The 26,292-nt window shown below is 61.1% G+C and carries 26 protein-coding genes; 15 read left to right on the forward strand and 11 right to left on the reverse strand.

The window, feature by feature from the left end:
• Positions 1-7 precede the first annotated feature (7 nt).
• From BT199_RS07370 to BT199_RS07380, 4 genes are read right to left on the reverse strand one after another with little or no spacing between them, the layout of a single operon-like run.
• Positions 8-622, reverse strand: coding sequence for a DUF1120 domain-containing protein (locus tag BT199_RS07370; protein WP_032903332.1), 615 nt, complete (start codon positions 620-622; stop codon positions 8-10).
• 45 nt (positions 623-667) lie between these two features.
• Positions 668-790 carry a hypothetical protein gene (locus BT199_RS27390; RefSeq protein WP_256203223.1) on the reverse strand — a complete coding sequence of 41 codons (123 nt, stop codon included), beginning with the start codon at positions 788-790 and terminating at the stop codon, positions 668-670.
• A 13-nt stretch (positions 791-803) separates the two neighbouring features.
• Positions 804-1,424 carry a DUF1120 domain-containing protein gene (locus BT199_RS07375; RefSeq protein WP_072434217.1) on the reverse strand — a complete coding sequence of 207 codons (621 nt, stop codon included), beginning with the start codon at positions 1,422-1,424 and terminating at the stop codon, positions 804-806.
• Between the two features lie 15 nt (positions 1,425-1,439).
• Positions 1,440-2,063 carry a DUF1120 domain-containing protein gene (locus BT199_RS07380; protein ID WP_003188778.1) on the reverse strand — a complete coding sequence of 208 codons (624 nt, stop codon included), beginning with the start codon at positions 2,061-2,063 and terminating at the stop codon, positions 1,440-1,442.
• Positions 2,064-2,447: 384 nt separating this feature from the next.
• On the opposite strand from BT199_RS07380, the gene BT199_RS07385 reads away from it, so the two are divergent.
• The 7 genes from BT199_RS07385 (at position 2,448) to dacB (ending at position 10,771) form a co-directional block, all read left to right on the forward strand.
• Entirely contained in the window at positions 2,448-3,266 is an 819-nt protein-coding gene (locus BT199_RS07385; protein WP_072434218.1) for a response regulator, read from the forward strand.
• Positions 3,267-3,464: 198 nt separating this feature from the next.
• Entirely contained in the window at positions 3,465-4,100 is a 636-nt protein-coding gene (locus tag BT199_RS07390; protein ID WP_034135870.1) for a response regulator, read from the forward strand.
• A 90-nt stretch (positions 4,101-4,190) separates the two neighbouring features.
• Positions 4,191-4,661 carry a nuclear transport factor 2 family protein gene (locus BT199_RS07395; RefSeq protein ID WP_003188784.1) on the forward strand — a complete coding sequence of 157 codons (471 nt, stop codon included), beginning with the start codon at positions 4,191-4,193 and terminating at the stop codon, positions 4,659-4,661.
• Between the two features lie 37 nt (positions 4,662-4,698).
• Positions 4,699-4,971, forward strand: coding sequence for a GIY-YIG nuclease family protein (locus BT199_RS07400; protein WP_003188786.1), 273 nt, complete (start codon positions 4,699-4,701; stop codon positions 4,969-4,971).
• 75 nt (positions 4,972-5,046) lie between these two features.
• Positions 5,047-5,988 carry a glutathione S-transferase family protein gene (locus BT199_RS07405; RefSeq protein WP_057710978.1) on the forward strand — a complete coding sequence of 314 codons (942 nt, stop codon included), beginning with the start codon at positions 5,047-5,049 and terminating at the stop codon, positions 5,986-5,988.
• Between the two features lie 741 nt (positions 5,989-6,729).
• On the forward strand, positions 6,730-9,144 hold the full coding sequence (locus tag BT199_RS07415) for a TonB-dependent siderophore receptor (RefSeq protein WP_072434219.1): 2,415 nt from the start codon (positions 6,730-6,732) through the stop codon (positions 9,142-9,144).
• Between the two features lie 169 nt (positions 9,145-9,313).
• Entirely contained in the window at positions 9,314-10,771 is a 1,458-nt protein-coding gene (gene dacB, locus BT199_RS07420; RefSeq protein ID WP_072434220.1) for a D-alanyl-D-alanine carboxypeptidase/D-alanyl-D-alanine endopeptidase, read from the forward strand.
• Between the two features lies 1 nt (position 10,772).
• Here dacB and BT199_RS07425 read toward each other — a convergent pair whose 3' ends face one another.
• Positions 10,773-11,552, reverse strand: a complete 780-nt coding sequence (locus BT199_RS07425) for an IclR family transcriptional regulator (RefSeq protein ID WP_014717042.1) — start codon at positions 11,550-11,552, stop codon at positions 10,773-10,775.
• A 120-nt stretch (positions 11,553-11,672) separates the two neighbouring features.
• On the opposite strand from BT199_RS07425, the gene hmgA reads away from it, so the two are divergent.
• The 4 genes from hmgA to BT199_RS07445 all read left to right on the forward strand — a co-directional run bounded on the left by hmgA (position 11,673) and on the right by BT199_RS07445 (position 16,482).
• The gene (hmgA, locus tag BT199_RS07430) at positions 11,673-12,956 is read left to right on the forward strand and encodes a homogentisate 1,2-dioxygenase (protein WP_020301221.1); all 1,284 of its coding nucleotides are present in this window, start codon (positions 11,673-11,675) and stop codon (positions 12,954-12,956) included.
• A gap of 3 nt (positions 12,957-12,959) precedes the next feature.
• Positions 12,960-14,246 carry a fumarylacetoacetase gene (fahA, locus tag BT199_RS07435; RefSeq protein WP_019817645.1) on the forward strand — a complete coding sequence of 429 codons (1,287 nt, stop codon included), beginning with the start codon at positions 12,960-12,962 and terminating at the stop codon, positions 14,244-14,246.
• Positions 14,247-14,258: 12 nt separating this feature from the next.
• On the forward strand, positions 14,259-14,894 hold the full coding sequence (maiA, locus tag BT199_RS07440) for a maleylacetoacetate isomerase (RefSeq protein ID WP_032903326.1): 636 nt from the start codon (positions 14,259-14,261) through the stop codon (positions 14,892-14,894).
• A 256-nt stretch (positions 14,895-15,150) separates the two neighbouring features.
• A complete protein-coding gene (locus BT199_RS07445) occupies positions 15,151-16,482 on the forward strand; it encodes an MFS transporter (RefSeq protein WP_072434221.1) in 1,332 nt (443 codons plus the stop codon).
• On the opposite strand, the gene BT199_RS07450 is transcribed toward BT199_RS07445, so the two are convergent.
• Positions 16,468-17,271 carry a SirB1 family protein gene (locus tag BT199_RS07450; RefSeq protein WP_072434222.1) on the reverse strand — a complete coding sequence of 268 codons (804 nt, stop codon included), beginning with the start codon at positions 17,269-17,271 and terminating at the stop codon, positions 16,468-16,470. The two genes, BT199_RS07445 and BT199_RS07450, sit on opposite strands and share 15 nt — an antisense overlap.
• A 188-nt stretch (positions 17,272-17,459) precedes the next feature.
• Here BT199_RS07450 and BT199_RS07455 point away from each other — a divergent pair, with 188 nt between their 5' ends.
• Positions 17,460-18,479, forward strand: coding sequence for a Glu/Leu/Phe/Val dehydrogenase family protein (locus BT199_RS07455; protein WP_014717048.1), 1,020 nt, complete (start codon positions 17,460-17,462; stop codon positions 18,477-18,479).
• Between the two features lie 55 nt (positions 18,480-18,534).
• On the opposite strand, the gene BT199_RS07460 is transcribed toward BT199_RS07455, so the two are convergent.
• Complete coding sequence (locus BT199_RS07460; RefSeq protein ID WP_003188807.1) at positions 18,535-18,795, reverse strand: YebG family protein; 261 nt, start codon at positions 18,793-18,795, stop codon at positions 18,535-18,537.
• 375 nt (positions 18,796-19,170) lie between these two features.
• Between BT199_RS07460 and BT199_RS07465 the strand changes: the two genes are divergently transcribed.
• Positions 19,171-19,659 (forward strand): phosphate-starvation-inducible protein PsiE, encoded by a 489-nt coding sequence (locus BT199_RS07465; protein ID WP_014717052.1) that lies wholly within the window; start codon positions 19,171-19,173, stop codon positions 19,657-19,659.
• Here BT199_RS07465 and BT199_RS07470 read toward each other — a convergent pair.
• From BT199_RS07470 to BT199_RS07480, 3 genes are all read right to left on the reverse strand, one after another.
• Positions 19,656-19,973: a DUF3509 domain-containing protein gene (locus tag BT199_RS07470; protein WP_072434223.1), complete on the reverse strand. Its 318-nt coding sequence runs from the start codon at positions 19,971-19,973 to the stop codon at positions 19,656-19,658. The genes BT199_RS07465 and BT199_RS07470 overlap by 4 nt on opposite strands.
• A gap of 265 nt (positions 19,974-20,238) precedes the next feature.
• Positions 20,239-21,528 carry a serine/threonine transporter gene (locus BT199_RS07475; RefSeq protein ID WP_014717054.1) on the reverse strand — a complete coding sequence of 430 codons (1,290 nt, stop codon included), beginning with the start codon at positions 21,526-21,528 and terminating at the stop codon, positions 20,239-20,241.
• 61 nt (positions 21,529-21,589) lie between these two features.
• On the reverse strand, positions 21,590-22,966 hold the full coding sequence (locus BT199_RS07480; RefSeq protein WP_072434224.1) for an L-serine ammonia-lyase: 1,377 nt from the start codon (positions 22,964-22,966) through the stop codon (positions 21,590-21,592).
• Positions 22,967-23,103: 137 nt separating this feature from the next.
• Here BT199_RS07480 and BT199_RS07485 point away from each other — a divergent pair, with 137 nt between their 5' ends.
• Positions 23,104-24,051 carry a LysR substrate-binding domain-containing protein gene (locus BT199_RS07485; RefSeq protein WP_014717056.1) on the forward strand — a complete coding sequence of 316 codons (948 nt, stop codon included), beginning with the start codon at positions 23,104-23,106 and terminating at the stop codon, positions 24,049-24,051.
• 213 nt (positions 24,052-24,264) lie between these two features.
• Entirely contained in the window at positions 24,265-24,675 is a 411-nt protein-coding gene (locus tag BT199_RS07490; RefSeq protein WP_003188815.1) for an HPF/RaiA family ribosome-associated protein, read from the forward strand.
• Between the two features lie 56 nt (positions 24,676-24,731).
• On the opposite strand, the gene BT199_RS07495 is transcribed toward BT199_RS07490, so the two are convergent.
• Complete coding sequence (locus BT199_RS07495; RefSeq protein WP_014717057.1) at positions 24,732-26,243, reverse strand: MFS transporter; 1,512 nt, start codon at positions 26,241-26,243, stop codon at positions 24,732-24,734.
• Positions 26,244-26,292: the final 49 nt, after the last annotated feature.

Consider the following 26,292-nt stretch of genomic DNA (forward strand, 5'->3'; position numbering starts at 1 on the left):
GGGCTCCTTAGAGGTAATTGACTTGCACAGTGGCGTGACCGTCGATGGGGACTTCGTCGGTAAGCGTCAGGTCATTGGCGGGTGCGATGTGGGTGATCAGGCGGATCTCGGCGTCCAGTTCCTGGATCGCAATGGGGGTCACGTCGTCGTTGTTGGCGACCGCCGTCAGCAAGGTGTGACTGAGCATCACGGAGGGCATCCAGGTCGTGCCGCCATCCCTTGAAGTGATGGTGCGCACCGATACGTTGTCGGCCACCGGGTTATAGAGGCCAAGCCCGGCGTCGCCGACTTTTTCATCGTTGGCCGTGGTGCCCAGGCCGTGCCAGCTGAAGTGGCTGGCAGCCGTACCCGGGCGGTTATCGATGGTGTTGAGGGTAAAAAAAGTCGGCCCGTCGCAACGCACGCTCAAGAGCATGGTTTCCCTGGGCAAATCGGTATAGGTGTGGGTATTGAGGTCTTTGACCGACACCTTGCCGAAGTCGACAATGCCACCGCCGGAGACCACCGGGGCGCAGGCGCTGGGGGTGATGACGCCTTGGACCAGCAACTCGGTGTTGCTGTTGGCGAATGCTGGCGGGCAGAGCAGCAACACGCCTGTCAGGCTGAACGTGAGTACCTTCATGGTCGAATGGATCTCCTGGGGGTGGTTTGAATCTTCTAGAGGGAGTTACAGATACAAGCGTTCTGCAGTGCCCGGGCCTGGACGCTTATCCACAGCGCTGGCGGCCAATAGGCGGGCGCTCGCCGCCAGCGACAGGACGCTGCCGAGTAGGGCTAGGCAGAGCTTCATCGAAGAAGCCCCCTTACAGATAGTTGACTTCGAAGGTCGCGGAACCGTCCATTGCCACCTCGCTGTCCAGTGTCAGGGTATTGGTAGGCGCAATGGCGCCACGTACGGAGATGTCCATGACCACGTCCTGAAGTGGTTGCGGGGCCCAACCGCTATCACTGCGACCGCCAAAACCTACCAATGTGTTGGGGGTGACCCCGTCATCCGGGTAAAGCACAGTCCATGTCGGGCTCCAGGGGTACTGGATCAATGCTGTGGAGGGCGTCTCAGAGGTATGACTGAGCAGCGACAGCTCAAACCCACCGAGCTTTTCGTTTTCGTCGGTCAAGCCCAGGCCAAAGGTGCCGGTGGTTGACGAGCCGGCCCGATTGTCGACGGTGCGGATGGCGAACAGCGTCGCCGCATCGCAGTTGACGCTCAGTTTCAGTGTCCGATGCTCAAGCCAGGTATGGCTGTCGGGGCTCAGATCCTTCGCTGCGATTTTTCCGTAATCAATGTCGCCTGGCAGGTTGGGGGTGCAGGCGCTGGGAGTGATCACCCCTTTGACGGTCAGGTCCACGCTGCTGGCGGCGAACGCAGACGTGGACATGACGAGCAGCAGGGCACTACTGAGCAGGGGCATGCAGGTTTTCATGTGAGAGGCGTCCATTTACAGGTATTTGACTTCAAACGTCGCGGAACCATCGATCGCGACTTCGTCGGTCAATGTCAGCCCTTTTGCGGGGGCGATCACTGTGTAGAGCGTGACGTCCATGATCGCGTCCTTGATCGGGTGCGGCGCCCAGCCGCTATCGCCACGACTGCCCAGTGCCACCAACTCGTTGGGCGCGATGCCGTCGTCAGGCAGCAGCGTTACCCAGTGGCCGTCGGCGTTGTACATGGCCAGCAGCGTGGAGGGGGTTTCGGCGACGGGGTTGCTGAAACCCAACTGATACATGCCCAGCTTCTGGTTTTCGTTGATCATGCCCAGGCCAAAGGAGTAGCCATAAATCGCAGAGCCAGCTCGATTGTCGATAGGCTGGATGGCAAACAGCGTTGCCGCATCGCAGTTGACGCTCAGTGGCAGGGTCTTGCGCTCAAGCGGGGTGCTGGTGTCGATATTCAGGTCTTTTGCCGCGATTTTTCCGAAGTCGACGTCACCCGGCAGGCTCGGTGTACAAGCGCTGGGCGTGATCAACCCTTTGACGCTCAGGTCGACACTGCTGGCGGCGAACACTGAAGATGTCATGGCGAGCAGCAGGGCACTGCTCAACAGGGATACAGGGTTCTTCATTTCCAATTGTTCCATTGCAGTCTGGCAGATAGAAACGCGTACAGGTCAGCGCTCGGCCCTGTGTGGGCGAGTGGTTGGCGTGGCGGCGGTCTCAGTGTTTTTTTGCGGTGCCGGGGAGTGGCCATCCGTCCCTCTTTTGGGGTGGGCACAATTTAGCGAGGGGGCTGCGAGGGGGAAATACAACTAATACGACATTGGCGGGTTGTGGTGTAAGCGCAGTGCGGGACGGTAGATTTTCGCGGCGTTTTTCGTAGTTGTTGTATCGGCTGGAAGCCATTCAAAAGGTTATAGGTTGAAAGTCGAAAACGATCAAAAGGGTGTGCCTGGCATTGCTGTATCAGTGCCGCGGATGGCTGCCGAATTAATCACCACGAAGAGGTACTGATGGGTTCGCCAGGAGGTTCAACCGCAGGAGCGAGCCGGACAGTCAAACCGCCTTTTTGTCCCCCGCCCCATTGGCAGTACTTGAATGTTCTGGTCGTGGAGGATCATTCAGCCTATCGCCTGTTGCTGGGTTGGCTGTTGCAAAAACTGGGGCTCGGACACGCGCTGGTCACCGATGGCTTCATGGGATTGGACACCTTTACCAACCGGCCCTTCGACCTGGTGATCAGTGATTGCCGGATGCCCTTCATGGACGGTTACAGCATGACTCGTGCGATTCGCCAGCATGAGCGCGAGCAGGGGGTGAAGCGCGTGCCCATCATTGCCTTGACCGCCAACCTGCAAAACGACAGCCCCCAACGTTGCCGCAACGCCGGCATGGATGCCTGGCTGCTCAAACCCCTGACCCTTGAACAACTGCATGCCGTGCTGGTGCGCTGGTTGCCGGGCGGCGATGGCTGTTATGTCGAGCCATACGCTGCTGCGGCGGGGGCGAGCTGGCCCACCCGTGCCACGCTTGTGACCACGTTTGGCAGCGACCTGGTCGTCGACCAGTTGCTGGAAACCCTGTTGATGGAGGCCTGGGAAGACCAGCGGGTGTTGCGTCATGCCCGTGTGACGTTGAACGCGCCATTGACCGCCGAGCGTCTGCATCGGCTGGTGGGCAGCCTGGTGTTCCTGGGCGGCACGGGGTTGGAAACCAGTGCCGTGCGCTTGATCGAGCAGGTCCAGGCCGAGGGTGTCGCTACGCACACGGCGCAACTGGAAGTGTTTGAAGCACGGCTGTGTGCTTATCTGGACTATCTGTCTGAGTTGTGAAGAATGCTGTTGCAGAGCGTTTTACCTGGTCGTTGGTCTAAGTTTTGCTGTAGGTATTTTCCTATTGTGTTGTAGTCCAAAAATCAACCACTACTGAACATTGGGTTCGGCCGCAAGTGCCTCTTTGTTAGCAGTTGTTGATGATCGCAGGCAGAGGTATTTTGCGCGGATTCAAGTTGCCATCATTCGTGGGTGCCTATGCTTCGAGTAATTATTGCTGACGATCACCCTATTGTCCGGGTCGGGCAGAAAGTCGTGATCGAGGCGAATGGCAAGTGCAAAGTGGTCGGTGAAGCCGATGGTCCTGATCAGTTACTCGGCGTGCTCAGTCGCACGCCGTGCGACGTACTGGTCACGGACTTCGCCATGCCAGGCGGCCAGCAGGCCGATGGCTACTGCTTGTTGGGCCTGTTGCAGCGCCAGTATCCGCAGTTGCCGGTGATACTGGTCACCATGTTCGCCAACGTCGCCACGTTACGCGCAGCCTTTGCCCACGGCGCCAGGGCAGTGGTCGCCAAAAGTGCTTCGGCCAAGGAGTTGCCCTTGGCGATCAAGGCGGTGTGTGCTGGCCAGACCTTCGCCAGTGAATGCCTGCGGGTACAACTGGTGGAAGCCGGCACTGGCGATCAATCCCAGGAGCCGCAGTTGTCTGGCAAGGAACGCGAGGTGGTGCGCATGCTGGCCAGCGGCATGACCGTCAGCCAGATTGCCGCCCAGGTCAACCGCAGCATCTCCACCATCAGCAAGCAGAAAAGCACGGCGATGCAGCGCTTGAGTATTTCCACCGACGTTGACTTGTTCGCCTACGCCCGCAGTACTGGGATAGCGCCGTAGCGCGCTTATTTGCGTGGCGAATGACAGTAGCCATGACGGCTTGGGCGGCTTATCGTGCGCCTACTCTTTTGACGTCCGCGGAGCCTGCCCATGAGTGATGCCCATAACGCCCTGATCAGCCAATTCTATAGCGCCTTCCAGCGCCTGGATGCCGAGGCCATGGTTGCCTGCTACAGCGATGACGTGGTGTTCAGCGACCCGGCCTTTGGTGAACTGCGAGGCCGTGACGCAGGGGACATGTGGCGCATGCTCACCACCCGTGCCAAGGATTTTTCGTTGACCTTCGACCAGGTGCGCAGCGACGAGCGCACCGGCAGTGCGCATTGGGTGGCCACCTACCTGTTCAGTGCAACCGGCAATACGGTGGTCAACGATATCCAGGCGCGCTTTGTATTGCGCGACGGCAAGATCTGCGAGCACCACGATCACTTCGACCTGTGGCGCTGGTCGCGCCAGGCGTTGGGCACCAAGGGCCTGCTGTTGGGCTGGACGCCGCTGGTACGCAACGCCGTACGCGCCCAGGCGAACAAAGGCCTGAAGGCATTCCAGGCCAGTCGTTGATAAACTGCGCGCCCCTTTTGCCTTGCCGAACCTGTCCGTGAGTACGCCTGAACCCAAGCCTTGGTATGTCTACCTGGTGCGCGCCGCCAATGGTGCGCTGTATTGCGGCATCAGCAACGACCCGGTACGCCGGTTCGCTTCGCACCAAAGCGGCAAGGGCGCGCGGTTTTTTCTGTCCAGCCCGGCAGTGGCGCTGGTGTACACCGAGCAATGCGCGAACAAGGGTGAGGCGCTGCGTCAGGAACGCCTGATCAAAAAGTTGAAGAAGAGCGCCAAGGAATGCCTGGCCGCAAATGGCTCATCACTCTGACTGATAGGTTCCCATCATGCAGCCAGGACCGTTTGCGCGGTAATCTGCTCGCTCACTCGCCAAGCGGAAACCCGTATGTCTGAGCTCATCCTGCACCATTATCCGACCTCACCCTTTGCGGAAAAAGCGCGGCTGTTGCTGGGCTTCAAAGGCCTGTCCTGGCATTCGGTGAACATTTCGCCGGTGATGCCCAAGCCCGACCTGACGGCCTTGACCGGCGGCTACCGCAAAACTCCGGTGCTGCAGGTGGGGGCGGATATCTATTGCGACACCGCCCTGATCGCTCGCCGCCTGGAGCAGGAAAAGTCCTCACCGGCCCTGTTTCCGCTGGGCCAGGAAATGATCACCCAGACCTTCGCCACCTGGGCCGACAGCGTGGTATTCGCCCATGCCGTCAGCCTGGTGTTCCAGCCCGAATCGGTGGCGGTGCGCTTTGGCAAGTTACCGCCCGAGGCCATCAAGGCCTTTATCGCTGACCGCGCTGCGCTGTTCAGTGGCGGCACGGCGAGCAAGCTGCCGGCTGAGCTGGCCAAGCATCAATGGCCGGCGATCATGACGCGGTTGGAGCAACAGTTGCAGCGTGAGAGCGGCGACTTCCTGTTCGGCGCGCCGTCGATTGCCGACTTTGCCCTGGCCCACTCGCTTTGGTTCCTCAAGGCCACGCCGGTCACCGCGCCTTTGGTGGATGCTTATCCGGCCGTGCTGGCCTGGCTGGGACGGGTGTTGGGTTTTGGTCATGGAACCGCCAGTCAGATGACCGCGGAGCAGGCTTTGGATATCGCCCGCAATGCTACACCGGCACCTTTGCCGGATGAGGTGTTCGAGGATTTGAACGGCTTTAAGGTGGGTCAGGAGGTGACCATTGCGGCTATCGACTATGGCGTTGATCCGGTGGCTGGCGAGTTGCTGTTCGCTGGGCGTGAAGAGCTGATCCTGCGTCGCACGGATGAACGCGGTGGTACCGTGCATGTGCATTTTCCGCGCTGGGGTTTTCGCATCCAGGGCATAGCTGCCTGAAGGACGAACGACTCATCCCTGTGGGCACTACATGGCCAGTGTGGGAGCTGGCTTGCCTGCGATGGCGGCCTGACAGCCGACACCTATCTACCTGATACCCCACGATCTCAATGTGGGAGCGGGCTTGCTCGCGAAGGCGGCCTGACAGTCAACACAGCTGGATTGTGTACATATCCATTGCTGCGGTAACGGCCGCTTAGGGTTCCGCCCTGACGGCGGGTCACTTTGGAAAAGCCGGAATGCCGGCCCAGCCCAAAGTAACCAAAGGGCTCTTGCCCCACCACTCGGCACCTCGCTTGGGCTCGGTGTGCCCGTAATCCGCCAGTGATTTGGGGGGGCGCCGCCACGCGCCATCCATGGCGCGGGGCGGCTAAACCGGCATCCCTGCCGGTTTACCCCCCAAATCCCTGTCGAATTCCGGCCAGCGTGGTTTAACGGGGCGCCTGAGATCAAGATCACAAGCAGATCAAGATCAAGAGCGGCTCGCTTCGCATCGTGGTTACCGTTTTGGCTACAGCCCCCAAAGTTGTGTAGATACCTTTGCTGCGATAGCGGTGGTTCAGTTAAAAATTAATTGGCTGACACTCCGCATTCGCGGGCAAGCCCGCTCCCACAGGGGTCTGTGAAATAAATAAAAAATAATTGCCAGCAGAGGTGAGGTAAATCGCCGGCCCATCCGTGTAGTGCATGAAACTGCGATCAATTCGCATTAACAGCGTTTTCTACACGGGTGCTCACAGCATGAAATCGACGGCGGGCGGTTGGGTCAAACAGTGGCTGGGAGCCTCGGTATTCACGGTGTCGGGGCTGGTCTTATTGCCCCTGGCCATGGCGCAGGCGCAGGAGCAGCAAAGTGCCCAGTTCAATTTTGCCCTGGCGGCCAAGCCGTTGCCCCAGGCGTTGAGCGATTTCAGCCGGGTTACCGGGATCAGTGTGATCTACACCGATGAAGCGCCCTACGGCATCAACGCCTCGGCGGTCAGCGGGCAGATGAGCGCGACCCAGGCCCTGCAACGTCTGCTGGGCCGTTCCGGCTTCACCTTTCGCCAGATCGACGCCCGTACCCTGGCGCTGGAACCGGTGCCCACCGATGGCGCGGTCAACCTGGGCGCTACCACTATCAGCGGCATCGACCCCACCCAAGCCAGCACCAGCTACCAGCCACCGCCCACCAGTTCGGTGATGCGCTCCCATGGCCTGCTGCTGGAAACCCCGCAAACCGTAAATGTGGTGCCCGCCCAAGTATTGCGCGATCAACAGCCGCGTAACCTGGATGACGCCCTGGGCAATATCAGTGGTATTACCCAGTCCAACACCCTCGGCAGCACCCAGGACGCGGTGATGCTGCGTGGCTTTGGCGACAACCGTAATGGCTCGATCATGAAGGACGGCATGCCCGTGGTGCAGGGCCGGGCGTTGAACGCTACCGCCGAGCGTGTCGAAGTGCTCAAGGGCCCGTCATCGCTGTTGTATGGCATCCAGGACCCGGGCGGTGTGGTCAATATCGTCAGCAAAAAGCCTGAACGGGTGCAGTCCACCTCCCTGACAGCGCGCGGCTCTACCTTCGGCAGCGGCAAGAATGGCAGCGGCGGCAACCTCGATACCACCGGCCCCCTCGGTGACAGTGGCTTGGCCTATCGCCTGATCGTCGACCATGAAGACGAAGATTACTGGCGCAACTACGGCACCCACCGCGAAACCCTGGTGGCGCCGTCCCTGGCCTGGTATGGCGACACCACCCAAGTGGTGTTGGCCTATGAGCACCGCGAATTTCTCGCCCCGTTCGACCGTGGCACCGCCATCGATCCCAAGACCAACCACCCGTTGAACATCCCCGCCACCCGCCGCCTGGATGAGCCGTTCAACAACATGGAAGGCCGCTCCGATCTGTACCGCCTGACTGTCGATCATGATCTCAACGACGACTGGAAAGCCCACTTCGGTTACAGCTGGAACCGCGAGACCTACGACGCCAGCCAGGTGCGGGTGGTCAAGGTCAACACCAACGGTACCCTGACCCGCAGCATGGACGGCACCCAGGGCGCGCTGACCACCGACCGCTTCGCCACCGCCAGCCTCGAAGGCAAGGTCGATGTTGCGGGTATGCAGCACGATCTGGTATTCGGCCTGGACGATGAATACCGCAAGATCTACCGCGCCGACCTGATCCGCCAGGCACCGCGAGGCAGCTTCGATTACACCAACCCGGTGTACGGCAACGAAGTTGCCGGTTCCAAAGTCAGCGCGCCGGACAGCAACCAGACCGATCTGCTGCGCAGCGATTCGCTGTTCTTCCAGGATGCTATCCACCTCAACGATCAATGGATTCTGGTCGGCGGTGCGCGTTACCAGATGTACGACCAATACGCCGGCAAAGGCGTGCCGTTCACCGCCAACACCGACGGCAATGGCCAGAAGTGGGTGCCGCGGGCTGGGCTGGTGTATCGCTATAGCGATGAACTGTCGTTTTATGGCAGCTATACCGAGTCGTTCAAGCCCAACTCCACCATCGCGCCACTGGCCAATAAAACCGTGTTGAACGGCAGTTTGCAGCCGGAAGAATCCAAGGCCTGGGAATTGGGTACCAAGTTCGACCTGCCGGGGCGCATCACTGCCAGTGCGGCGCTGTTCACCATCGATAAACGCAACGTGTTGGTGCAGGTGGGCGAGGGCCTGACCTCGGAGTACAGCGTGGCCGGCAAGGTGCGCTCTCGCGGCCTGGAGCTGGATGCCAGCGGCCAGCTGACGGATAAGTGGAGCCTGATCGGCAGCTATGCCTACACCGATGCCGAGGTCACCGAAGACCCCAAGCTCAAAGGCAATCGCCTGCAGAATGTGGCAAAAAGCACCGGCTCGTTGTCGGCGGTGTATGACTTCGGCAGCATCCTGGGCGGTGATCAACTGCGCGTCGGCGCCGGGGCGCGTTATGTCGGCGAGCGGGCAGGGGACGCGGCCAACAGTTTCGAGCTGCCCAGCTACACCGTGGCTGATGTGTTCGCCAGCTACGACACCAAGCTTGAGGGGCAGAAGGTCAAGTTCCAGCTCAACGTGAAAAACCTGTTCGACCGTACCTACTACACGTCCTCGGTGAATACGCAGTTTGTGTCCATGGGCGATGCGCGGCAGGTGTCGGTGTCCAGCACCTTGACCTTCTGATTCATTTATCTGTGGGAGCTGGCTTGCCTGCGATGGCATCGACCGGGTTTGCCTGATACACCGAGTTGTCTGCATCGCAGGCAAGCCAGCTCCCACAGGAAAGCGGTCGCCACATTGATAGCGAGCTGTTAGCGTTGCCGCCATTGCATGCTTATGGAAAACGCGACTGATGTACTTTGGAAAATGGTTACGCACCGGCACCCTGCTGGTCGGTTTGAGTTTTTTACTGGGCGGCTGCGCCAGCGTCTCCCAAACTTCCACGCCGGCAACCCTGGATAAACTGCTGAGCGATCCGGCGCTGCAAGGTGCTACGGTCTCGCTGATGGTACGTGACGCCCGCACGGGCTCCACGCTGTATCAGCACAACCCACGCACCCGGTTGGTGCCCGCGTCCAACCTCAAGTTGTTGACCACGGCGGCGGCCATGGATGTGCTGGGGCCGCAATACCGCTTCGCCACCCAACTGCTGAGCAACGGCATACGCCAGGGCGACCGCCTGACCGGCAACCTGTACCTGCGTGGCCTGGGCGACCCGAGCATTCAGTTTGCCGACTACCAGGCGCTGGCCGCGCAGTTGGCCAGCCAGGGCGTACGCCAGGTACAGGGCGATCTGGTGTTCGACGACACCTGGTTCGATGCTGAGCGATTGGGGGTGGATTGGTCCCATGACGATGAAACCACCTACTACGGCGCGCAGATTTCGGCGCTGACTGTGGCACCCAATGCGGACTTTGATGCAGGCAGTGTGCTGGTCACGGCCAAGGCGCCGTTACGGGCCGGCACCCCGGTGAGTGTCGATATTTTCCCGCCTACTGATTACCTGCAACTGAGCAACCGTGCCATGAGCGGTCCGGGCAACAGTTATGGGATCAACCGTCGCCATGGCACCAACCTGTTGCAACTCAGTGGCGCAGTGGCGCCGGGAAAGCAGAGCCAGCAATTGGTCAGCGTCTGGGAGCCAACGCAACTGGTCGCGAATCTGTTTGAACAAGCCTTGGCGCAACAGGGCATCACCGTACTGGGGCGTCGGGTGATAGGCGGGGCAAGCCCGACGGCGGTAACGGTGCTGGCCGAGCACCAATCGGCGCCGTTACAGGATTTGATCACGCCGTTGCTCAAGCTTTCGAACAACAACATGTCCGAAGCCTTGCTCAAGGCCATGGGGCGCCAGACCGCCAATAGCGGCACGGCAGCGGCGGGCGCTGTGGCGGTGGCCGGGTTCCTTAAGCGTCAGGGGCTGGACACCGCCACGTTCAACCAGGTCGACGGCTCCGGCCTGTCACGGCGCAACCTGGTGTCGTCGCAAACCCTCACCGACCTGTTGCTGGCCGCCAGCAAACAGCCGTGGTTCGACGCCTGGTACAACGCGCTGCCGATTGCCGGCAACACCGACCGCATGACCGGCGGCAGCCTGCGCTATCGTCTGCGCGACACGCAGGCGCAAAACAACCTGCACGCCAAGACCGGCTCCATGGGCGGCGTGTCGTCATTGAGTGGTTACATCACCGACGCCGGCGGGCGCAAGCTGGTGTTTTCGATGCTGACCAACAACTACGTGGTGGCCGGCGCCCAGGTCAAGGCGCTCGAGGATCGCGTGGCGGTGGCGCTGGCGCGCAGCGACGAGTGATTCAGGGCTGATAGCCCATCCGCCAACTCACGGCCCGGGTCGCCGCCAGCAAGTGCTGCGCCGCCGGGCCATCTTCATCGGCATGGAACAGCGAGGTTGGGCCGACCACGGTCATCACCGCCGCCACGTGCCCGACCGCATTGAACACCGGCGCCGACAATGCATCCACGCCGGGCATCAGCAAGCCATGCACGAAGTGCAGGCCACGGCGGCGGATTTGCTCGCACACGCTGGCATAGGCCTGATCGTCCGCCAAGCTGTGGGCGGTGCCGGCCTGAACCTCGCGTTCGCGCAGTTCTACAGTTTCCCGTGACGGCAGATAAGCGCTGAACACCAGCCCGGTGGAAGAGCTGAGCAGCGGCAACACTGAGCCCAGTTGCGTCACCACGGTAACGGCGCGCACTGCCGGCTCGATCTGCACCACGGTCGCGCCCTGGTTGCCCCACACCGCCAGAAAGCAGGTTTCGTTCAATTCATCGCGCAGCTCGGCCAGGGGCATGGCGCCGACTTTCAACACATCCATGCTGCCCAGCGCCGCCAGCCCCACTCGCAATGCCTCCCGGCCCAGGCCGTAATGGTTGGTGGCTGCGTTCTGTTCGGCAAAACCCGACGCGATCAGGGCCTGCAAATAGCGGTGCACCTTGCTCGCCGGCATCTGCACATGTTCGGCCAGGCGTGACAACGAGGTGGCCGGGGACAGTTCGGCCAGGGCCTTGAGGATATCGGTGCCGACTTCCGCCGAGCGGACTTTCTGTTTACCGGTGTCGCGAGGCTTTTCCATGGAAGGGCGAGAATCCGAGAGATGAATGGGCGTCTTTATAGCTTGACGGTCGATAGTGATCAAATTACGTTATGCGTAACTGGATTACGATAAATACAACTGACCCTCAGAGGACGATCCATGAACCTCGAATACCTGTCGGGCTTCGGCAATGAATTCGCCAGCGAAGCCTTGCCCGGCGCGCTGCCGGTTGGCCAGAACTCGCCGCAGAAAGCCCCTTACGGCCTCTACACCGAACTGTTTTCCGGCACCGCCTTCACCATGGCCCGCAGCGAAGCCCGTCGCACCTGGCTTTACCGCATCCAGCCGTCGGCCAACCACCCGGCATTCGTCAAGCTTGCGCGGCAATTGGCCGGTGGCCCGTTGGGCGCGGTCACGCCGAATCGCTTGCGTTGGAACCCGTTGGATATCCCGAGTGAGCCGACGGACTTTATCGACGGCCTGGTGGGCATGGTCGCCAATTCGGGGGCGGAAAAACCAGCGGGCATCAGCATCTATAATTACCGCGCCAACCGCTCCATGGAGCGCGTGTTCTTCAATGCCGACGGCGAACTGCTGATCGTCCCCGAGCAGGGCCGCCTGCGCATCGCCACCGAACTGGGCGTGCTGGATGTCGAGCCGCTGGAAATTGTCGTGCTGCCTCGTGGTCTCAAGTTCCGTATCGAGCTGCTGGATGCGCAAGCACGCGGTTACGTCGCCGAGAACCACGGCGCCCCGCTGCGTCTGCCTGACCTGGGGCCGATTGGCAGCAACGGCCTGGCCAACCCCCGCGACTTTCTTACGCCGGTGGCCCGCTACGAAGACCTCAAGCAACCGACTACGCTGGTACAGAAGTTCCTCGGCGAACTGTGGGCCTGCGAGCTGGACCATTCACCGCTCAACGTGGTCGCCTGGCACGGCAACAATGTGCCGTACAAATACGACCTGCGTCGCTTCAACACCATTGGCACGGTGAGTTTCGATCATCCGGACCCGTCGATCTTCACCGTGCTGACCTCGCCCACCAGCGTGCATGGCCTGGCCAACCTCGACTTCGTGATCTTCCCGCCGCGCTGGATGGTGGCCGAGAACACCTTCCGGCCGCCGTGGTTCCATCGCAACCTGATGAACGAATACATGGGCCTGATCCAGGGCGCCTACGACGCCAAGGCCGAAGGCTTCCTGCCGGGCGGCGCATCGCTGCACAGTTGCATGAGCGCCCACGGCCCGGATGGCGAGACCTGCACCAAGGCCATCAACGCGGACCTTGCGCCGCACAAGATCGATAACACCATGGCGTTCATGTTCGAGACCAGCCAAGTGCTGCGCCCGACCCAGTTCGCCCTGGAGTGCCCACAACTGCAACCTGCGTATGACGCGTGCTGGGCCGCGCTGCCCGCCACCTTCAACCCGAACCGGAGATAACCCATGACTCAACCAACGCAGACCCGCAGCTGGGTATCCTCGGCCAACGGCCACGCCGATTTCCCCCTGCAGAACTTGCCCCTGGGCGTGTTCAGTATCAATGGCTCGGCACCGCGCAGTGGCGTGGCGATTGGCGATGCGATTCTCGACCTGCATGCCGCACTGGACGCGTTTGAGGGCGAAGCCCGACGCGCCGTCGAAGCCACTGCGGGCGGGCAGTTGAACGCGTTTTTCGAACTGGGCCGTGGCCCTCGCGTGGCCCTGCGCGAGCGCCTGCTGGAACTACTGGCCGAAGGCAGCGAGCTGCAAAACCGCGAAGCGCACGTGCTGCACCGTGCCGCCGATTGCCAGATGCACCTGCCGGCCAAGATCAATGACTACACCGACTTCTACGTCGGCATCGAGCACGCGCAAAACGTCGGCAAGTTGTTCCGCCCCGATAACCCGCTGTTGCCGAACTACAAATACGTGCCGATTGGTTACCATGGCCGTGCCTCGACCATTCGTCCCTCGGGTACAGAGGTGCGACGCCCTAAAGGCCAGACCCTGCCGGCCGGCCAGTCCGAACCGACCTTTGGCCCCTGCGCGCGCCTGGACTATGAGTTGGAGCTGGGCATCTGGATCGGCCAGGGCAATGCCATGGGCGATGCGATTGCCATTGGCGATGCCGCCGAGCATATCGCCGGTTTCTGCCTGCTCAACGACTGGTCGGCGCGGGATATCCAGGCCTGGGAGTACCAGCCGCTGGGGCCGTTCTTGTCGAAAAGCTTTATCACCAGCATCTCGCCGTGGGTGGTGACTGCCGAAGCCCTGGAGCCCTTCCGCAAAGCCCAGCCGCCGCGCCCTGAAGGTGATCCGCAACCGCTGCCTTACCTGTTGGATAAGCGTGATCAGAACGCGGGCGCCTTTGATATCGAACTGGAAGTGCTGCTCACCACGGCCTCGATGCGTGAGCAAAACCTGCCCGCCCATCGCTTGACCCTGAGCAACACCGAGCATATGTACTGGACCGTGGCGCAAATGGTGGCGCACCACAGCGTCAATGGCTGCCAGTTGCAGGCCGGCGACCTGTTTGGTTCGGGCACGTTGTCTGGCCCGCAGCCGGGGCAATTTGGCAGCCTGTTGGAGATTACCGAAGGCGGTAAAAAGCCGATTGAACTGGCTTCCGGCGAGGTGCGCAAATTCCTCGAGGATGGCGACGAAATCATTCTGCGTGCCCGTTGCAGCCGCGAGGGTTTTGCCTCCATCGGCTTCGGCGAATGCCGCGGTACCGTGGTCGCGGCGCGCTGAGAGGGCAGGGCCATGGAACTCTATACTTACTACCGTTCTACCGCGTCGTATCGAGTACGTATTGCCCTGGCCCTCAAAGGCCTGGATTTCACCGCGCTGCCGGTCAACCTGCTGGTGCCGGCAGGCGGCGCCAACCGCCAGCCTGAATACCTGGCGATCAACCCCCAAGGGCGGGTGCCGGCACTGCGTACTGATGAAGGGGCGTTGCTGATCCAGTCACAGGCGATCATTGAGTACCTGGAGGAGCGTTATCCCCAGGTGCCGTTGCTCTCCAAAGACCTGGTAGCGCGCGCTCATGAGCGGGCGGTGGCGTCGATCATCGCCTGTGATATCCACCCGTTGCATAACTCCAGCACCCAGAACTTGCTGCGCAAGTGGGGGCACGATGAGGCGCAATTGCTGGAGTGGATCGGACACTGGATCAGCCAGGGCCTGGGCGCGGTGGAGCAGTTGATTGGCGACACCGGGTTTTGCTTTGGCGAGCAGCCGGGCTTGGCCGATGCGTTTCTAATTCCACAGCTGTACGCGGCCGAGCGTTTCAAGGTGCCCTTGGCGGCGTACCCACGCATTGGGCGGGTGGCGGCATTGGCGGCCCAACATCCGGCCTTCGTGCAGGCCCACCCCGCCAGTCAGCCTGACACACCCTAGGACCCCTGTGGGAGGGGGGGGGGAAGCCCCAATGCCGTTCAGTCAAGCGAGCGCAATGCTCACAGCCATGAAGATCAAATGTGGGAGCTGGCTTGCCTGCGAAAGCGTTAGTGCAGTGGCAGATGCTGTGACTGTCACACCGCCTTCGCGGGCAAGCCCGCTCCCACAGGGGATTCGCGCTTGACTGACTGGCATTGGGGTAAACCCCTCCCACATTTGATCGCGCCAACCTAATAAAAAATAAAGGTACCTTGCGATGCACAATCAGATTGCCAGCTTTCGTGCGGCACTCGACGCCCGTCCGGTGTCGCGCTACCAATGGTTGATTCTCCTGCTGCTGGCACTGCTACTGGTCACCGATGGCTACGACGCCCAGGTATTGGGCTATGTAGTGCCGGCGCTGGCTCAGGACTGGGGCCTGGAAAAATCCGCGTTTGGCCCCGTGTTCAGCGCCAACCTGCTGGGCCTCACCCTCGGCTCGCTGTTGGTGACGCCGCTGGCGGATCGGTTTGGCGTGCGACGTATCCTGCTTGCATGCGTGCTGATCTACGCCAGCCTCACGGTATTGATGGTGTTCGCCAACTCCCTGACCACGTTGATGGCGGCGCGTTTTATCTGCGGCATCGGCATGGGCGGTGCGATGCCCAGTGCCATGGCGTTGATGTCAGAGTATTCGCCGCCACGCCTGCGCACCTTGATGGTGACCCTGGCCGCCTGTGGCTTTTCGTTCGGCGGCGCGGCGGGTGGCTTCGTGGCGGCGGGGTTTATCGACAGCTTTGGCTGGCAGGCGGTGTTCCTGGCCGGCGGTGTGACGCCGTTGCTGCTGTTCCCGTTCCTGGTGTGGCTGTTGCCCGAATCCTTGCCGCGCCTGTTGCGCGATGCGCCGCCCTATCTGCGTTTGCGCAGAGTCACGACGCGGATGCTGCCCGACTGGCAGCCACCGCCCGCGACCGAAGCGGAAAACTTGAAGGAGCAAGGCAGCAAACTGACGGTAGTGGAGCTGTTTCGCAACGGCTACGCGCGCCCGACGCTGCTGATCTGGGCGACTTTTTTCGTCAGCCTGATCCTGCTGTATTTCATGATCAGTTGGTTGCCGTCGCTATTGCTCGAAAGCGGCCTGGCGTTGAACGAAGCCAACCTGGTCACCTCCATGTTCCTGTTCGCCGGCACCTTGGGCGCCATTCTCATGGCCTGGTTTGCCGACCGCCTGAAAAGCAAAGTAAGGTTGCTGTCCGGCGTGCTGGCGGCGGCAGCGTTGTGCACCGTCCTGCTGGGCTTGAACCATGACAACCCACGCTACCTGGTGGCCTGCGTGTTCGCTGCCGGGTTCTGCATCATCGGCGGGCAACTGACCCTCAATGCCTTCGCGAGCAACTTCTACCCGGCGCACGTGCGCGCCACCGGCACAGGCTGGGCGTTGGGTGTGGGGCGATTCGGGTCGATTCTAGGTCCGCTGTTTGGCAGCCTGTTGTTGGCGATGCATATACCGGTCGAGCAGATTTTCTTTTTTTGCGCGATTCCGGCGGTGATTGCAGCGTTGCTGATTATTCAAGTGCGGGCTCCTACAGTGGGGTCAGTGCACCACTGAGTTGGGCGGCAGATGCCCCAGCCGCTCGGTCAGGCGCAAGCGCTGGATCGGGTCGTCGCTGAGCAGCAGCGCGTGTTCCAGGTCGAAGCGTTCGGCGCTGGGGCAGTCCAGGCGTTGATACAGGCTGGCCCGCGCCAGGTAGTCGGAGGCGCTGGCGTTGCCCAGTTCCAGTACGCGCTCGGCGTCCACCAGGGCGGCCAGTGGCTCGTCGTTGGCAAGGTAGAGTTGGCGCAGGTTGCGCGACAGCCGTTGCAGGATGGCCCGTGGCTCGGCGGTTAGCAGGTGGTCGGCCTGCAATTTCAGCTTCGACCCATATTGGCGCGCCAGCAACTCCCGGCAGTCGTTGGGGTACAGGCGCCGGCCGCCGCAAGGGTCCAACAGGTGATCGGCTCCCGGTACCCGCAGCAGGAAGTGCCCAGGGAAGTTCACGCCGACCATGGGGATATCCAGGCGCCGTGCCATCTCCAGGGCGATCAGGCCCATGGCCAAGGGTTGCCCGCGTTTGCGTTGCAGCACTTTGTCCAGCAGCGCGGCGGCGGGGCGCAACGGCGTATGGTCATCCTGGGCAAACCCCAGGTCATTCATGCACCGCAGTAGCGGCTGGCCGAGTTCATCCGCCGGTAGTAAGGGCATGCCCAGGCTCACCTGTTGTTGTAGCGCCCCAAGGTCGTGCAGGATCAACGCGGGCTGCACGCTGGCGTCATGCTCGGCAGCAATCCACAACGCGGCTTCAAACAGCGCAGGGGGTGAACGGTCCAGGCAGGCGAAAAAGGCTGTGCGGGGATTCATTGAGTTCTCCGGCGTATGCCCCCCGTTTTAGCCTTGCTGCGAATTTTCGTCCAGCATCTTGAGAGATATCCCAAACTCTTATGTCGTAGATCCCACGAAAACGCGCGGCTTATTCCAGCGCAATCCAGCAGTTTTCTGCCGCAAGCCTATACTTGGCCCACTACCAGAAGTGATTCGGGAGCTCATTGATGTTTGCGCTCATGCACAGCACCCGCCTTGAATCGCTGCACCTGAGCGTTGATCCGGTGACCGGCTTGAAGGCGATCATCGCCATCCACAACAGTCGCCTGGGCCCAGCGTTGGGTGGCTGTCGTTACCTGGCTTACCCTAATGATGAAACCGCCGTGGCCGATGCCGCGCGCCTGGCGCAAGGCATGAGCTACAAAGCGGCACTGGCCGGGCTGCCGGTGGGCGGCGGCACGGCGGTGATCATCCGCCCCGTGCACGTGGAAAGCCGTGCGGCGCTGTTCGAGGCGTTTGGCCGTTGTGTGGAAAAACTCGATGGCCGCTTCATCACCTCGATCGACAGCGGTACCTCGGTTGCCGACATGGACTGCATCGCCCAGAACACCCGCTTTGTCACCAGCACCACCGCCGCCGGAGACCCTGCCCCTCATGCTGCCATGGGGGTGTTTGCCGGTATCCGCACTACCGCCATGGCGCGCCTGGGCAGCGACAACCTCGAGGGCCTGCGCGTCGCGGTGCAAGGCCTGGGGAATGTCGGTTATGCCCTGGCCGAACAATTGCACGCCGCCGGTGCCGAACTGCTGGTCAGCGATATCGACCACGGCAAGGTGCAACTGGCCATGGAGCAATTGGGCGCCCACCCGATTGCCAACGACGCCTTGCTCAGCACCCCCTGCGATATCCTTGCACCGTGCGGCGTCGGCGCCGTGTTCAACCGTAACAGCGTCGGCCAGTTGCGTTGCGCCGCCGTGGCGGGTGCCGCCAGCGCACAACTGACCAACCTGGACATCGCCGACCAATTGGAAGGTCGCGGCATCCTCTACGCGCCAGACTACGTGATCAACTCTGGCGGGCTGATCTACGTCGCCCTCAAACACGCCGGCACCGACCTGCCTGGCATCACCGCACACCTGTCGAACATCGGCAGCCGCCTGACCGAAATCTTTGCCCACGCCCAAGCCGAAAAACGCTCCCCCGCGCGGGTGGCCGATGAACTGGCCGAACGCTTGCTGTACAAATAGGCCAGGCATTAAAAAGGCCCTGAATCCATGATTCAGGGCCTGTTCAATTCGGGCTTTACTCTGCTGCCGGGTTCAGCAACTCGGACAGCGCGTCCGGTTGGCTCTTGAACGCCTTGGCAAATACATCACGGTTCTTCGCCATGTAAATCCCGGCTTCCTCCACCTGCTGCTCGCTCAACGACGGCACGGCTTTTTGCAACACCTCTGCCAGCAACTCAGCGAGTTCAAGCATCTTGTCATGACGGTCAGCTTCGGCTTTATCCATGAACAAACGCTCCAGATCTCGGCTGCTGCGGTATACCACTTCGACGGCCATTCACCACCTCACATGCCTTCACGATAGTTGTCTTTTGCGACTACTGTATTTATATACAGCTAAAAGGATAAGCCAAACGTCGGGGTTTGGGTAGTAGGTTTTTAATGTAGTTGGGAAATAGGGGGCTGAACCGGATATTTCGCACAGCACGCTTAGGTCGATCGTTCCCACGCTCTGCGTGGGAATGCATCCCGTGACGCTCCGCGTCACCCACGAGCTGGTCTGCGGGACGCGCACTGTGGCGAGGGCTCGATTTCTGTGCCTCATGCCACCGAGCCATCATCTCATGGCAGTGCTGGCCTTTTTTCTGCATGCAGAACAACCGTCACGTCCACCCCGCATTATCCGGTCGAGCCGACCTAAGGAAGCATCATCGTGAAAATCAATTGGGCCGAAAGGCTGCGTCAGCAAGTACATGGGCTGGCCGAGTCGTTGGGTAATCTGTTTGTCGAGTCGTTCCATTACCTGGCGCTGTTCGCCATTGGTGCGGTGACCGCATGGGCGGCGGTGATGGAATTTCTGGGGATGCTGGAGAACGGGCACATCAAGATCGATGACATCTTGCTGCTGTTCATCTACCTGGAATTGGGCGCCATGGTCGGGATTTACTTCAAGACCAACCACATGCCGGTGCGCTTCCTGATCTACGTGGCGATTACCGCGCTCACGCGTTTGCTGATCTCCAACGTGTCTCATCACAACCCGCCGGATCTGGGCATCATCTACCTGTGCGGCGGGATTCTGCTGTTGGCGTTTGCGATCCTGGTGGTGCGCTATGCGTCGTCGGCCTTCCCTTCGGTGAAGGTCGAAAGCCCGCGTCGCAAGGGCGAAGCGAGCCTTGAGACCGAGAAAGGCGAGCTTTAAAGCCCCACGCTGAAGGGCAGGGTGCGGGCGGGCGGTCGCTGCAGGAGTTTGTGGCTGTCGCCGTCCGTCATCAGCTCCAGGATTTGCACGGCGCTGTGGCCTTGTTCGATGGCGATGCCGAACTGGATGCTTTGCACCAGGCGCCTGAGGCGCTGCGGGTCGTTGCGTTGTTCGGCGCTGATCATGCGCTTGGCCACTACGCCAGTCTCGTTCGAGAGGGTTAGCATGATGCTGCCGTCCAGCCGTTGAATGCTCAGGTTGACGCGGTATTGGGGGCTGAACGTGTCGGTGATGATCTGAAAAGGATTGTCCATGGTGCGTTACCGCCTGATAAGAACATGCAGTCATTGACGGCCGGTGTCGGGATTAGTTCGCATTGCCTGACCACTGGCCAAATTCCGTTTTCCTCAAAAGCTCTACAGCAAAGGCCGTGCCGTACAGCGATTTACCCGGCACAGAAATCCAAATGTGGGAGCGGGCTTGCCCACGATTGCGGTGTATCAGCCAATCAATAGTTGGCTGAATGATCGCTATCGCGGGCAAGCCCGCTCCCACATTGGATGTATGTCGTGAGCTAATTCAGGGCATTACGGAAAAAACGATCGCAGACAGCGCAATCAGGCCGATGACCACCACAAACACATTCGATACCTGACCTGAATACTGGCGCAAAGATGGCACGCGGCGAATCGCGTACATCGGCATCAGGAACAGCAGGCACGCGATGATCGGTCCGCCCATGGTTTCGATCATGCCCAGGATGCTTGGGTTGAAGGTGGCCACGGCCCAGCAGGTCAGCACCATGAACAACGCGGTGCAGCGTTCCAGCCATTTCGCCGACATCGAACGGTTGCGCCCGCGCAGGGATTTGACGATTAGCCCCTGGAAGCCTTCGCTGGCACCGATGTAGTGGCCCAGGAAGGATTTGGTGATCGCCACCAGTGCGATCAACGGTGCGGCGTAGGCGATTACCGGCGTCTGGAAGTGGTTGGCCAGGTACGACAGGATCGAAATGTTCTGCGCCTTGGCAGCGGCCAGGTCAGCCGGTGACAGCGCCAGCACGCAGCTGAAGCAGAAGAACATCACGGTCAGCACCATCATGCCGTGGGCGGTGGCCAGGATGCCGCTGCTTTTGCGCTCGGCCTGGGCGCCGTAGACGCGCTTCTGGTCCACGGCAAAGGCGGAGATGATCGGCGAATGGTTGAACGAGAACACCATTACCGGGATCGCCAGCCACAACGTCTTGAAGAACAGCGGCAACGGCATGCCTTCGCTGGCCGAGGCGAAGAACGCGCCGTTCCAGTTGGGAATCAGGCTGAACGCCAGCAGCAGCAAGGCGGCCACGAAGGGGTACACCAGCACGCTCATGGCCTTGACGATCACGCCCTGGCCGCAACGCACGATGGCCATCAGGCCGAGGATCAGCACCAGCGACAGAATCGCCCGGGGCGGGGGCGCCATGTGCAATTGGTGTTCCATGAAACTGCCGAGGGTGTTGGTCAGCGCCACGCTGTACACCAGCAGGATCGGGAAGATCGCAAAGAAATACAGCAGGGTGATCAGCTTGCCGGCGCCGACACCAAAGTGTTCCTCGACCACTTCGGTGATGTCGCCGGATTTGCCCGACAGCACAAAGCGCGTCAGCCCACGGTGGGCGAAGAAGGTCATCGGAAATGCCAGCAATGCCAGCACGATCAGCGGCCAGAAGCCGCCGACGCCGGCATTGATTGGCAGGAACAGGGTGCCCGCGCCGATGGCGGTGCCATAGAGGCCGAGCATCCAGGTGGTGTCGTGTTTGGTCCAGCCGGTGGTTACTGTGCTTTCTCTGACATCGGGATTTTCGGCAGCAGGTGTACGTACATCAGTCATCGGTATTGCCTCGTTATTATTTTTGCGCGGGCTCACGTTGGGGCGGGTAGCAGTGCTCCGATCAGCACTCCACCCAGCTGACCGCCAGGCCGCCCCGTGAAGTTTCTTTGTATTTGTCATGCATATCGGCGCCGGTATCGCGCATGGTGCGGATGACCCGGTCGAGGGAGATAAAGTGTTTGCCGTCGCCGCGCAGGGCCATCTGCGTGGCGTTGATCGCCTTGACCGCCGCAATGGCATTGCGCTCGATGCAGGGCACCTGTACCAGGCCACCGACCGGGTCGCAGGTCAGGCCGAGATTGTGCTCCAGGCCGATTTCGGCGGCGTTTTCCAGTTGCTCCGGGGTGGCCCCGAGGATATCGGCCAGGCCGGCAGCGGCCATGGCGCAGGCCGAGCCCACCTCGCCCTGGCAGCCGACTTCGGCGCCGGAGATGGAGGCGTTTTTCTTGCAGAGGATGCCGACGGCAGCGGCGGCCAGGAAGAAATTGACCACGTCGTCGTCAGACGCGTCGGCGTTGAATTTCATGTAGTAATGCAGCACTGCCGGGATAATTCCGGCCGCGCCATTGGTCGGGGCGGTGACCATGCGTCCGCCGGCGGCGTTTTCTTCGTTGACGGCGAGGGCGAACAGGTTGACCCATTCCATCGCCGACAAGGTCGAGGTGATCACGTTAGGCTTGCCGATTTCCAACAGGTTGCGATGCAACTTCGCGGCGCGACGGGGCACATCCAGGCCACCGGGCAGGATGCCTTCATCGCGCAGGCCCTGTTCCACGCACTCGCGCATCACCGACCAGATATGCAGCAGGCCGCTGCGGATCTCTTCGTCGCTGCGCCACGCCCGTTCGTTGGCCATCATCAGTTCGGATACCCGCAGGCCGTGCTTGTTGCACAAGGCCAACAGTTCTACGGCACTGGAAAAGTCGTAGGGCAATTGCACGTCGCTGGTCGGCGCAATGCCTGATGCAGCTTCGGCGGCTTCGATGATGAAACCACCGCCGACCGAGTAATAGGTTTGTTCGCTCAGCAGGCCGCTGTCGCCATAGGCGTGCAAGGACATGGCGTTGGGGTGGTACGGCAGGCTTTCGTCCAGCAGCAGCAAGTCGGTGTGCCAATTGAAAGCAATTGCGTGAGAGCCCGCCAGCAGCAATTGGCCGGACTCGCGCAGTTGCTGGATACGCGCATTGATCGAGGTGGGGTCGACGCGGTCTGGCCATTCACCCATCAAGCCCATGACACAGGCGCGGTCGGTGGCATGGCCGACACCGGTAGCGGACAGCGAGCCATACAGGCGCACTTCGACGCGACGGGTTTGGCTGAGCACATGCTGGTCGGTCAGGGCTTGGGCGAACGTCGCGGCAGCGCGCATCGGGCCGACGGTGTGGGAACTGGATGGGCCGATGCCCACCTTGAATAGATCGAAAACACTGATAGCCATGCTAAAGCCTTACAAGCAATGGAGTAGAAATCGCTGCCATGTTTTGTAGAGCAGGCGGAATTGGCGCGATACTGAGCCTCTGGCTCGGCACTGACCAACGAATTATCCTAAGACACCCTTTAGCAGGACTAAACGCTATGACTCGCCCCCTCCACGGCCAGACCTATGTCTGGTTGCATGTGTTTTCCTGCGCCGCACGGCATCTGTCGTTCACCCGCTGCGCCGAAGAACTGCACATCACGCCCGGAGCGGTGAGCCAGCAAATTCGCCAACTGGAGGAGCGCCTGGGCTTTCGACTGTTTCATCGGCGTGCGCGAGGCGTTGAACTCAGCGCCGAGGGGCAGCGCCTGGCGGCCGTGGTGGGGGAGGCTTATGGCAGCATTGATGCCGAACTGCAGCGCCTGGACGCCGGGATGATCAGCGGCACCTTGCGCCTGCGTTCGATCCCCTCGTTTCTGGGCAAGTGGCTGACCCCGCGTCTGCCACGTTTTCAGCAGCGTTTTCCGGACATTCAACTGCGCATGGTCGCCGAAGACAGCAGCATCGCCCTGCATGAAGGCGACTTCGACCTGGCCATCGACCTGAACGACGGCAGCTACCCTGGGTTGTTATCCACAGCCCTGTTGGATGAACAGATATTCCCGGTGTGCGCCCCCAGCCTGTTGCGTGGCCGCCCGCCCTTGCATGGCCCGGCGGATCTGGCGCATTTCCCGCTGCTGCACGACATCACGGCCTGGCGTGGGAGTTATGAATATGCCGAGTGGGAGTTTTACCTCAATGCCATCGGCTACCACGGTGCCGACGTACGGCGCGGGCACACCTTCAACCGCAACCACTTGACCATCGAAGCCGCCATTGCCGGCATGGGCGTAGCGATTGCGCGGCGCACCTTGCTGAACGATGAGCTGGAGCGCGGCACCCTGATCGTGCCGTTCGGCCTGGCGGTGCCCAACCATAAACGCTATGTACTGCTGTATGCGCCGGGCGCGTTGAACCATCCGGGCGTGCGTGCGGTGCATGATTGGCTGGTGGAGGAAGCGGGGATTTTTCGCAGCTTGCACCCGTTGGGAGAGGAGCAATTGTGAGGAAAACAGGACGTAAGAAGTTGTAACTAACTCCCCACCCTACCAGCGTTTTTGCTCGTCGTCAGGGTTAATTTGTAATGTAGGATTTATCTTTGCAAAGGGGTTGAAATGTTTCAGCAGGTGCTCAATTGTGTAATCAAGAGGTCATGGTTTCACCACCCCGGTGTTGCAGTTTGTGACCTCTGGCGAGCTAGCTGAAATAAGGGAAGAACTATGCAAATCCAAGTCAATAGCGATAACCATATTGAAAGCAGCATCCGACTGGAGGAGTGGGTACGTACTACCATTGAGAGCACGCTCGAACGCTACGAAGAAGACCTGACCCGTGTAGAGGTCTACCTGCGAGACGAGAACGGCGACAAGCCCGGCCCTCACGATTTGAGTTGCCGTCTGGAAGCACGGCCAAAGGGCCATCAACCAGTTTCCGTGTGCCATAAAGCCGATACGCTGGAGCAAGCGATCGATGGCGCCGCAGTCAAGCTCGACCACGCACTGGAACATCTGTTTGGCAAACTGCAAGGCAAGCCGCGCGCTGCCGGTAAAAACCAGCCAATCAACAAAGTGAACGAAGACGCTTTGGAAGAGGAATTCCTGGAAAACGAAAACGCTGCTATTAACGGCTGATTGTTTTTTTATTCCCCCACTGAAAACGGGCCTGCACATGCAGGCCCGTTTTTCGTTCAGCGCTCACGCCGGAAGAAATGCCGGCTCAGCATCGCCAGCCCGCAGGCGCCCAACCCCGCAAACAACATGGCCCAGCCGGCGCCGCTGCGCAGCGCTGTTTGCGCATCCTGAACGGTCAGCCCCGGCGCATCCAGCTTGCCGGCGGCAATATGCTGGCTGAGTCTTGTCCACTCCAGTGTTGTGCTGTCAGGCAGCACGTGAGCCAGGTTGTGGCTGATCCCCAACAACAGCACCAGGCCCATCAGCGCGATATTGAGCGCGAGGGTGATCAGCCGTGCGCTGAAGTCGATGCCCGAGGCCATGCCTGCGCGGTCATTCGAGACGGAGCCGGTGGTGGTGTTGGTGGTCGGCGAATTGGTCAACGCCAGCCCGATACCGGCGATCACGCAACTGAGCAGCACCAGCGCGGTGCTGGGTTGTCCGGCGTAATTAACGGCGGCCATCCCCATGAACCCTGCGCCCATTGTCCCCAGGCCCAGGGGAATGATGCGTTCGGCGCCAAAGCGCAGGGCCAGGCGTTCGGCCAGCGGCGGCACCAGCAAAGTGGGCAAGGTATAGGCGAGCAGGGCGGCGCCGGTGGTCAGCGTGTCGTAACCCAGGCCTGCCTGGAAGTACAACGGCAGGTAAATCATGAACGGCCAGAAGCTGAAGTTCATGCCGATCGAGCCCATCAACGCGCCATTGAAGCGTTGGATGCGGAACACCGAGAAGTCGAACATCGGATGGGCGCTGCGCCGCTCAATCAAGATAAACAGCAGCAGCCCGAAGACCGCCAGGCCGGCCCAGCCGAGCATCGCCGGGGCGCCAAAGCCGATTTCGCTGCCCTGGGTGATGAAATAAACCAGCGCAAACACCGTGAGTGTCATGGTCAGCATGCCGGCGATGTCGAGGCGATGGTTGGCCGGGTCGCGGGATTCCTGCACGCTGATGTGCAACAACGCCAAGGTGAACAGGGTCAGCGGTACATGCACCAGGAACACCCAGCGCCAGTCCGCCACGGCCAGGATCAAGGCTCCCACCATCGGTCCGAAACCCAGGCCCACGCCAGCGATCACGCCCCATATCGCAAAGGCCCGCGCACGCGTTGCCGGTTCGCGGAACTGATGGGACAAGATCGCGAACTGGCAAATCATCATGGCCCCGGCCCCAATGCCCTGGACGAACCGCGCCGCGATCAGTGTCGGCGCATCGTTGGCCAAGCCACAGGCCAGTGAGGCCAGGGCGAATACCCACAGACACACCACCAGCACACGCCGACGACCGAAGCGATCCGCCAGGGTCCCCGCCGCCATCAGCACGCTGGTGCAGGCCAGGGTGTAGGCATTCATGATCCATTGGGCGTCTTGAAAGCCCGTGCCCAGTTCCTGTTCCAGCGTCGGCAGGATGACCGGCACGCTGGAGATTTCCAGGCCGAACATCAGGGCCACCAGGCAGACGGCGGTGAGGGCCAGGCCGTTCCTGGCGGTGCGCGGGGGAGTGAGGGCCGAGAGTGCGGCGGCGCGGGACATACGACATTCCTTTCGAAAGCGGGAGGGGCTATTCTCTCGGGAATCAGGT

The organism is Pseudomonas sp. NFR02 (genome assembly GCF_900119375.1).
GTDB lineage: Bacteria > Pseudomonadota > Gammaproteobacteria > Pseudomonadales > Pseudomonadaceae > Aquipseudomonas > Aquipseudomonas paracarnis.